The 2,393-nt window shown below is 51.7% G+C and carries 1 protein-coding gene; it reads left to right on the top strand.

Annotated elements, in window-relative coordinates; all coding sequences use genetic code 11:
* The coding region (locus tag VPR01S_RS21855; RefSeq protein WP_040903371.1) for a tandem large repeat at nucleotides 1–2,393 on the top strand (2,393 nt) is incomplete at both ends.

Genomic DNA, 2,393 nt, shown 5'->3' with positions numbered 1-2,393 from the left:
AACTGACACCAGCGACGCCGCTTTCTGGTGAAGCTGTGGCGGTGAAGGTGAACTTTACCGAGGCCATTACTTCTGTGGGCGCAACCACACTGGGTGGTCAGTCTGTTGTCTGGAGCACAAGCGGTGCTGCAACACAATGGACAGGCGAAGTCACGTTAGGAAACATGACATCGGCTGAAGCGACCTTGATTCTGGGTCAATACCTGGATGAAGTGGGTAATACAGTCGCAGCGGGAGCCGAATACGACTTTGCAATTAAACCAACGGTCACACTGGATACCGTCACCATCACCCCAGATAACGCGAACAATGTGACATTAACTGGCGATGCATTCGGCTTTGGTGACCTGGCTGCTGATCAAGTGACAGTGAGTTTCATCAGTAAAGACGGAGCCACCGAGCCAGCACCACAAACCGTCAATGTGACCGGCAGCACAGGTCGCTGGACGTTAAGCAATGTCGATGTCAGTACGCTGGATGAAGGGAACTGGAGTATTGAAATTGCCGGTCAGAATAGCCAGGGTCACAGTGCAAGTGTGGTGAAGCAGGATGTGACGCTGTCTAATCAGGCTCCAAGCTTGAGTAGTGTGACATTTAACCCACAGCACCAAAGTGCTGGTCAGAATGTCGATATCAATATGGTATTCAACAAAGTGGTGAAGGATGTTTCAGCCGCTCTGGGGAGCCAGTCTGTCACTTTCGACTCAGAGGATGGCATCAACTGGAATGGTTCTGTGAGCGTCCCATCCATGAGCGGTGACACTGTGACGTTGAATGTGTCTGGATATAAAGATGTTTATAACAATGCTGGTCAAGCCAACAGTGACTACTCGCTGGCGTATTCACCACAGATGGCAGTGACTGTGATGCCTGATCAGGTCAATGAGTCTGACGCTAAATCAGTCATCATCAGTGGTACGTTTACGCATGTGGCATCTTCCACGATGACACTGCAGCTAAAAGGTGCGACGCAGCAAACGGCCGCTCAACCGCTGAACTACGACGCCAATGCAGGAACTTGGGCAAGCTCAGCATACGACATTTCTGGGTTTACCGATGGCCCGATCACACTGGTCTTCGGTGGCGACGTGATAGTGGCAAACAGTATTACGGTCAACGCCAGTGAGCTGGCGCCTGCGGATAAAACATTAACACTGAACCAGCAAAAGCCGGGCGTTAGCAACATCAGTGTTGATACGTTACGCGATGGTTCCGTTGCTGTGGTGAATGTGACTTTCAGCGAGTCGGTGACCGAAGGGGCGGTGACGATTGCGGGTGTAAACACAACCTTAACGGGCTCTGGCAGCACATGGACGGCAACCACCACATCTGAGATAGCGCTTTCAGCTACGCAGGAAACGGTGAATGTCGAAGTGAGTGGTTTCAAAAACGCCGCAGAAAATGCTCTGGATGCGCATTCACAAACCGTGAATACACCAGTGACCTGGGCTTTGACGCCAAATCAGGATATGCCATACAGCCAGGAAGAGGCGAAGAGCGTGGTGATCAGCGGCCAAACAACGGGTCTGGCTGCCGGTACCTCGATCACTGTGGTCGCAAAACAGGCGGGCAGTACGCTTCAATCGGAAACCGCTCAGGTTCTCAGCGATGGTCAGTGGTCTGTATCGTTTGATCTGAGTGCCAGTGATGGCGAAGTCAGTGTTCAGGCATCAGCAACACGTAATGCGCAGACTTTTGAATCAGAAACCCAAACTCTGCAATTGGATACTCAGGCGCCTTCGGTCGATGGCACCCCACAACTGACACCAGCGACGCCGCTTTCTGGTGAAACTGTGGCGGTGAAGGTGAACTTTACCAAGGCCATTACTTCTGTGGGCGCAACCACACTGGGTGGTCAGTCTGTTGTCTGGAGCACAAGCGGTGCTGCAACACAATGGACAGGCGAAGTCACGTTAGGAGACATGACATCGGCTGAAGCGACCTTGATTCTGGGTCAATACCTGGATGCAGTGGGTAATACAGTCGCAGCGGGAGCCGAATACGACTTTGCAATCAAACCAACGGTCACACTGGATACCGTCACCATCACCCCAGATAACGCGAGCAATGTGACATTAACTGGCGATGCATTCGGCTTTGGTGACCTGGCTGCTGATCAAGTGACAGTGAGTTTCATCAGTAAAGACGGAGCCACCGAGCCAGCACCACAAACCGTCGATGTGACCGGCAGCACAGGTCGCTGGACGTTAAGCAATGTCGATGTTAGTACGCTGGATGAAGGGAGCTGGAGCATTGAAATTGCCGGTCAGAATAGCCAGGGTCAAAGTGCAGAAATGGTTACGCAAGATGTTGAGTTGTCGAACAAAGCACCGATTTTAAACAATGTCACTTTTAATCCATTGCATCAGGATGCTGGCGAGTCGGTTAATGTC

The sequence above is a fragment of the Vibrio proteolyticus NBRC 13287 genome (assembly GCF_000467125.1).
GTDB classification, from domain to species: domain Bacteria; phylum Pseudomonadota; class Gammaproteobacteria; order Enterobacterales; family Vibrionaceae; genus Vibrio; species Vibrio proteolyticus.
This window is presented reverse-complemented; position numbering and strand designations above follow the sequence as displayed.